Raw genomic sequence first — 7414 nt, forward strand, 5'->3', positions numbered from 1 at the left:
CACTCGGGTGCTGGCACACCAGTGCTGGTTACGGCCTTTGCCCCGCCCGCGTTCTTCAACCTTACGATGAACCAGTTTGATGCGCGACAGCGCTACATCGAAGAGGTGGCGGGGCCTCCCACATTTAGACTGTGTTGCATCAGTTAGAGATGCCTTTGCCTTGCACTTGATCTGGCTTTTGTTTCAACCACTCAGGTCGGCTTTCAGGCCGCCGTGCTCTGCTTTTGATTGTGATCTGAGACGCCCCGTTAACCACGCTGGCCGAACGCAGGCTTGAATCCGTGGGTAACCCGGCAGGACGCCGGGTTACCCACGGATTCAAGCCTTCGTTCTGGCATGCCGAGCCTAAGCGAGGCACCGAGTGGTGGGGCGAAGACTTTTTGGTTACTTTTGTCTGGGCCGGCATTCCGGTCTTTACAAAAGTGACCCGCTGTAAGAGCGGAACCAATATCAGCCGTTACCCAAATAACGGATATACACCCATACCCACTACCGCCCCAACCTACCCATAATCCCCGCCGAATTAACGAAAATCGCTATCCCCACAAACACCAACCCAATCGCAACCCCCTGCCCCGGACTTAGCTGTTCACCAAAGAACCACCAGGAGGTGAGCAACCCCGACACCGGCACCATCAGCGACAACGGCGCCACCACCGAGGCCGGGTATTTTTTCATCAGGTTGTTCCAGACCCGGTAACCGACGAGGGTGGTGATATAGCACTGGAACACAATCGAAAACCCGGCCCCCCAGGTCAAGTCCCCCAGCAGATCGCAAAACGGCTCGACGCCCTCAAAATACAACGTCATCACCAACAGGATCGGAATCGAAAACAGGCTCGACCAGACGATAAAGGCAACCATGTCCTCAGGCCGGTTAACCTTGACGATCAAGTTGCACAACGACCACGACAACGCCGCCACCAACACCAGCAAAATACCCAGGGTGGTCGAAACCTGTTCCGACACGTGCAGGATCATCAACAACCCCACCACGCAAAACAGCATCCCCGCCCCGTGCACACGACTGATCGGTTCCTGCAAAAACAACCGGCTCATGATGATGGTGAAAAACGCACTGAACTGCAGGAACACCGAAGACATCCCCGCCGACAACCCATGCTGCATCGCCACATTCACCACCCCCCAAAGCCCCGCACCAAACAGCACGCCATAGGCCGCCAACGTGGTGTAGGAAACGCCCCGCGGCTTGGGGATAAAAAGCACCAACGGCAGCGCGCAAAACGTGAACCGCAACAGCGTTAGCATAAAGGGGTCGAGTGATTGCAGCCCCAGGCCGATCACCGAAAAGTTGGCGCCCCAGATGATCGTGACAACCAACCCGGCCATCAGGTCGCGCTTGCTCAATGGCATTCCGCGCCCCTTAAACCAAGGTCTTCGGCTGCTTGCCGAAGTAAACGAAGTTGTCGAAGTCTTCGTGGCGGTAGGTGTCGTCGCGCTCGTAGTAGTTGTACACCACCGAAAGCTTTTGCTCGGTCACCGTCGGCTCGCTGTGATGCAGGGTCTTGCGACCCTGCATGATCAACAACGAACCCTTGGTGGCAAAAATCCTGCGGTGCTCGATCCAGGGCTTTTCCTGGCTGGGATGGTGGCGCTCGACCTGCATGCACAGCGGCGCTTCCTGGTTAGTGGTGAGAAACAGCAACACGGTGATGCCATTGGTGTCGTAATGCAGACCAAGGGTGCCACCACCGGCCGGATAGGCTTTGATATTGATATCGGAAAGCGGGTACGGCGACACCACCGTGTCGGTATGCGTAATGAGGCTGATCAGCGGCACCAGGCTGTGGTAGATCGCGGTCAGTTCCGGTACATATCGCCGAATGTCGTCGCCCTTGAAGATGTGGTGGTTGTACACCCCGCCCAGATCCGAAACGGCGTCGGTGCCCAGGCCCTGGTGCTTGACCCAGTCGACGCCCTGTACCGCAATGATGTTGTTGACACGCGCCGCGAGCGTATCGCACAGGTCATCGGGAATTATCCCGCCGATAACCGTGGCAAGGTTGTAGAAGTAATCGTGTCGGTGTTGATTGACGTCAAACATAGGCATCCTCCCTGGACAGTGTTTTGTGCGGGGCAGAATCTACGTAAGAATTGCGCGGCGGGTAACTAACCGTACGGTCAGTAGCAATACCGTAGAAAAAGTGCCTGCACACAGGCACTTCATCACTTCCCCATCACGCTCGAAAGGTTAAACGCGAGGTCAAGTCAGAGCATTTCCCGCAACCGATACCACAACATCCCCAACGCCAGCAGCGGCGAGCGCAAGGCTTTACCACCGGGGAAGGTCATGTGCGGCACTTGGCTGAAGATATCCAGGCCGTGGCTGGCGCCGGCGTGAATGCCTTCGGCGAGCAGGCGCGCGCACCAGTGGGTCACGTTCAGGCCATGCCCGGAATAGCCCTGGGCATAGAACACATTCGGGTAGTGCTTGAGGAGCCCGACCTGGGGAAAGCGGTTGGCGGTGATGCCGATCTTGCCGCCCCACTGGAATTCGATGGCAGTGCCTGCCAACTGCGGGAACACCTTGAGCAGCTTGGGCTGCATATACGCGGCAATATCCGCAGGGTCACGCCCCGAGTAATGGCAGGCGCCGCCGAACAACAGGCGCCGATCAGCCGAGAGCCGGTAGTAATCGAGCCCGACTTTCTGGTCGCACAGGGCGAGGTTTTGCGGGATCAGCTGCTGGGCCACCTCGACCGACAGCGGTTCGGTGGCAATAATGTAGCTGCCCGCCGGCAGCACCTTGCCGCTCAAGCGCGGTTCCAGTTCCTCCAAGTGCGCGTTACAGGCCAGTACCAGATTAGCCGCGCGCACCGTGCCGGCGGCGCAACGCACCTGCACCGTATCGCCGTGTACAAGCTCCAGCACTGGGGTCTGTTCGAAAATCTTCACCCCCAGCGACTCGGCCACCTGTGCCTCGCCGAGCACCAGGTTAAGCGGGTGCAAGTGCCCGGAGCCCATGTCCACCAGGCCGCCAGCGTAGACGCTGGAGCCCACCACCTGCGCCATGTCTTGCGGGCCGACCAGTCGGGTTTCAGGGGCATACCCCAGCGCCGCCAGGCCCGCCTGCTCGCCTTGGAATGCGGCAAACTGCGCCGGGGTGTTGGCCAGTTCGCAAAAGCCCCAACGCAAATCGCAGTCAATGCTGTGCTGGGCGATACGCTCGCCCACCAGCGCCACCGAGTCGATCCCGGCGCGCTCCAGGTAACGCACGCCCTCCTCGCCCACATACTTGGCGAACCCCGACACGTCATGGCCGATGCCACGAATCAACTGCCCGCCATTGCGCCCACTGGCGCCCCAGCCGATGCGCCGGGCCTCCAGCAGGATCACCGAAAGCCCACGCTGGGCCAGTTCGATGGCGGTGTTGACGCCGGTGAACCCGCCGCCGATCACGCACACATCAGCGCTCAGGTCGGCGCCCAGTGACGGGCGCTCCGGCATGGCGTTGGCCGAAGCCCGGTAGTAGGACCGGGCATGGTCTTTGGACTGGATCATTTGTTGGTCTTCACTTTGCTCCAGGCGCGGGTCATCAGGCGCATGGTCGCCGGGGTCGGCGTGGTGGAAATATACAGTTTGTCGAGCACTTCCTGGGACGGGTACACCTCAGGATTATTCACCAGTTCCGGCGCCATGAAGGGCTTGGCCGCCGGGTTGGCGTTGGCATAACCGACCGCGGCACTGACCTTGGCGATCACCTCTGGGTCGAGCAGATAATTGATAAAGGCGTGGGCTTCTTTCGGGTTGCCGGCATCGGCAGGAATCGCCAGCAGGTCGAACCACAGGTTGGAGCCTTCCTTGGGAATCGAGTAGGCGATATTCACGCCGTTCCTGGCTTCCTTGGCGCGGTTGGCGGCCTGGAACACGTCGCCTGAATAGCCGAAGGCCACGCAGATATCACCGTTGGCCAGGTCCGAGATGTACTTGGAAGAATGGAAGTAGGTGATGTACGGGCGCAGCGTCAGCAGCTTGGCTTCGGCCTGTTTGTAATCCTCGGGGTTTTCGCTGCGCGGGTCTTTGCCCATGTAGTTGAGGATCGCCGGGAACAGTTCATCGGCTGAATCCAGGAAAGCCACGCCGCACTCGTGCAGCTTCTTGATGTTCTCGGGTTCAAACAGCACCGCCCATGAGTCGATATGGTCGATGCCCAGCACCTGCTTGACCTTGTCGACGTTGTAGCCGATGCCATTGGTGCCCCACAGGTACGGCACCGAATGCGCGTTGCCGGGGTCGTTTTTCTCCAGCAGCTTGAGCAGTTTGGGGTCGAGGTTCTTGAAGTTGGGCAGCTGCGAACGGTCGAGCTTCAAGAACGCGCCGGCTTTTACCTGGCGGGCCAGGAAGTGGTTGGACGGCACCACCACGTCATAGCCGGTGCGCCCGGCGAGCAACTTGCCTTCCAGGGTTTCGTTAGAGTCGAACACGTCATAGATCACCTTGATCCCGGTCTTGGCCTGGAAATCGGCCAAGGTGGTCTCGCCGATATAGTCGGTCCAGTTATAGACGCTGACCGTCTGGGCGGCCTGGCCGCTGCTGCTGAACGCCGCGACAAGAGCCAGCGGGAGAAGCTTTTTCACAAGACGCATATCGACACCCCTTTATTGGTTTGTTAGACGCTCAACAGCAGGAACTCACGCTCCCAGGAACTGATCACCCGCTTGAAATTCTCGTGCTCGGCGCGCTTGACCGCCACATAACCACGCACGAACTTGTCGCCCAGGTACTGTTTGACCGTGTCGCAGTCCTCCATGCGCGCCAGCGCATCTTCGAGGGTGAACGGCAGGCGCAGGTTGCGGCGTTCGTAGGCACGGCCTTCCACCGGCGCGCTCGGGTCAATCTGCTCGATCATGCCCAGGTAGCCGCACAGCAAACTCGCGGCAATCGCCAGGTAGGGGTTGGCATCCGCGCCCGGCAGGCGGTTTTCCACGCGCATCGCGTCGGGGCTGGAGGTCGGCACACGCAGGCCGACGGTGCGGTTTTCTTCGCCCCACTCCACGTTGACCGGCGCCGAGGTGTCCGGCAAAAAGCGGCGGAACGAGTTCACGTTCGGCGCGAACATCGGCAGCAGTTTGGGAATGTACTTTTGCAAGCCGCCGATGTGATGCAAGAACAGCTGGCTCATCTTGCCGTCGGCGTCGACAAACACCGGCTTGCCTGTGGCGATATCCACCACGCTCTGGTGCAGGTGCATGGCGCTGCCCGGCTCGTCGGCCACCGGCTTAGCCATAAAGGTCGCCGCCACGTTGTGCTTGAGCGCGGCTTCACGCAGGGTGCGTTTGAACACGGTGATCTGGTCGGCCAGGTCGAGGGCATCGCCATGGCGGAAGTTGATTTCCATCTGCGCCGGGCCGTCTTCGTGGATCAGCGTGTCGAGGTCCAGGCCCTGCAGTTCGCACCAGTCATAGACATCTTCGAACAGCGGGTCGAATTCGTTGGCGGCGTCGATGGAAAACGACTGGCGCCCGGTTTCGGCACGGCCCGAACGGCCCACCGGAGTTTTCAACGGCAGGTCCGGGTCTTCGCAGCGCTGGGTCAGGTAGAACTCCATTTCCGGCGCGACAATCGGCTGCCAGCCTTTGTCGGTGTAGAGCTGCAGGACTTTTTTCAGCACATTGCGCGGCGACAACTCGATGGGGTTGCCCTGCTTGTCGAAGGTGTCGTGGATCACGATCGCGGTGGGTTCGATCGCCCACGGCACCACGTAAGTGGCGTTGGACACCGGGCGGCAGATCATGTCGATGTCGGCAGGGTCGAGCAGGTCGTAGTAGATATCGTCGTCGACAAAGTCCCCGGTCACCGTTTGCAGCAACACACTTTCCGGCAGGCGCATGCCTCGCTCATGCAGGAACTTGTTGGTGGGCGCAATCTTGCCGCGTGCGATGCCAGTCAAATCACTGATCACGCATTCGACTTCGGTAATCTTGTGTTCTTTCAGCCAGGCGGACAGCTGATCGAAGGGGGCGTTCATAAGGACCTCGTCATGGGTTGGTTGCACGCGCCGACTTGTACTCCCGGCGCATTGAGGTCTATCTTGGGCCAGCCTTCAAATGGCATCTATCCACTTTGCACGAACCACAACGCACCAATAGAGTGCGCCCAGGTTACCCATGACACAGGCAACAGCTTTGCGCGTACAGGCCTTCACCACCGGTGATGTGGCCGCTCAATGCAGTGCGACACCCGGTTGGGTGCAGCAGTACCAACAAATGTCCCCCGGCCATTTTGCCGGGCAGATCCGCTACCTCGACCTGCACGGCGTCGAGGTCTACGAAGAGTGCATGAACACGCGCGTGGAGCAGCATTTCAATGCGCCTCCCGGCTCGCTGGCGTTCTGTTTCGACGGCAGCGACAACGCGCTGTACATGCTCAATGGCGAGAGCCGCAACACCTGGATCACCCCGGAAAACTACCGCGAAGTGGCGGTGGTGTTCGGCCCCCAGTTTGTGCAGCGCCATGGCCTGGATGTGGCGAAACTCGAGGGGTTGTTCATGGCACCGCTGACGTGCCAGCAGAACGCGCTGTTCACCCGTTGGCTCAGTGGCACGCTGACGCGGCTGTCCGCGCTGACTGACCCTATCGGCCGTGATGCCCTCACCCAGCAACTGCTTGATGACTGCCTGTTCATTCTCGACAACGCCTGTGTGTGCCTGGACCGCAGCTCCTTGCAGCGACGCAGCGCCGAGCGCCTGTTGATGGCGCGCATCGGCGAATGGGCGGCGGATGCGCCGGATGAAACCGTCAACCTGCTGGAACTGGCGCAGATTGCCGGTGTGCCGTTGCGTCAGTTGCAGCAAGGCTTCAAGACTTACACCGGCCTGAGCCCGGCGCAGTGGTTGCGCTTGCGACGGTTGAACGGGGCGCGGCGTGAGCTACTGAGTTCAGCTGAGGCCACGGTAGCTGAGGTGGCGATGAATTGGTCGTTCTGGCATTTGGGGCGGTTTTCACATAGTTATCGGGCGTTGTTTCGGGAGTTGCCCAGTGAGACGCTCAGGCGCTCGGGCTGAGGTGTGTTTTTGGGGTTGGCTGTGTACATATCCGTTGCTGCGGTCACGGCCGCTTAGGGTTCCGCCCTTACGGCGGCTCACTTTTGGAAAGACCGGAATGCCGGCCCAGCCAAAAGTAACCAAAAAGTCTTCGCCCCAACACTCGGTTCCTCGCTTAGGCTCGGCATGCCCGCAATCCACCAGTGATTTGGGGGGCGATTTCAGATCAAGATCACGATCACAAGCGCAGATCAAAAGACCGCTGACTTCGTCATCGAAAAGGATGTAAGGGCAACAACAACAACAACAGCAACTGCCGACCTCGCCATCAAGGTTGGATGCAGTCAACTGTGGGAGCGGGCTTGCTCGCGAAAGCGGTGGTTCAGTTATAAAAGTATTACCTGACACAC

Annotated in this window: 6 protein-coding genes; 1 reads left to right on the plus strand and 5 read right to left on the minus strand. The window is 59.8% G+C overall.

Translation table 11 applies throughout. The features are described from left to right. Positions 1–489: 489 nt before the first annotated feature. From ACTD9P_RS29080 to ACTD9P_RS29100, 5 genes are all read right to left on the minus strand, one after another. Positions 490–1374 (minus strand): EamA family transporter, encoded by an 885-nt coding sequence (locus ACTD9P_RS29080; RefSeq protein ID WP_438870347.1) that lies wholly within the window; start codon positions 1372–1374, stop codon positions 490–492. Positions 1375–1384: 10 nt separating this feature from the next. Then, positions 1385–2065 (minus strand): hypothetical protein, encoded by a 681-nt coding sequence (locus ACTD9P_RS29085; RefSeq protein WP_438870348.1) that lies wholly within the window; start codon positions 2063–2065, stop codon positions 1385–1387. 164 nt (positions 2066–2229) lie between these two features. Beyond that, positions 2230–3522, minus strand: coding sequence for an NAD(P)/FAD-dependent oxidoreductase (locus ACTD9P_RS29090; protein WP_438870349.1), 1293 nt, complete (start codon positions 3520–3522; stop codon positions 2230–2232). Next, positions 3519–4607: a polyamine ABC transporter substrate-binding protein gene (locus tag ACTD9P_RS29095; RefSeq protein WP_169987705.1), complete on the minus strand. Its 1089-nt coding sequence runs from the start codon at positions 4605–4607 to the stop codon at positions 3519–3521. The genes ACTD9P_RS29090 and ACTD9P_RS29095 overlap by 4 nt, the downstream gene beginning before the upstream one ends. A 23-nt stretch (positions 4608–4630) precedes the next feature. Beyond that, positions 4631–5989: a glutamine synthetase family protein gene (locus ACTD9P_RS29100; RefSeq protein WP_438870350.1), complete on the minus strand. Its 1359-nt coding sequence runs from the start codon at positions 5987–5989 to the stop codon at positions 4631–4633. A gap of 139 nt (positions 5990–6128) precedes the next feature. Here ACTD9P_RS29100 and ACTD9P_RS29105 point away from each other — a divergent pair, with 139 nt between their 5' ends. Continuing rightward, positions 6129–7025 (plus strand): helix-turn-helix domain-containing protein, encoded by an 897-nt coding sequence (locus ACTD9P_RS29105; protein ID WP_438870351.1) that lies wholly within the window; start codon positions 6129–6131, stop codon positions 7023–7025. Positions 7026–7414 lie beyond the last annotated feature (389 nt).

Source organism: Pseudomonas onubensis, from assembly GCF_965653655.1.
GTDB lineage: Bacteria > Pseudomonadota > Gammaproteobacteria > Pseudomonadales > Pseudomonadaceae > Aquipseudomonas.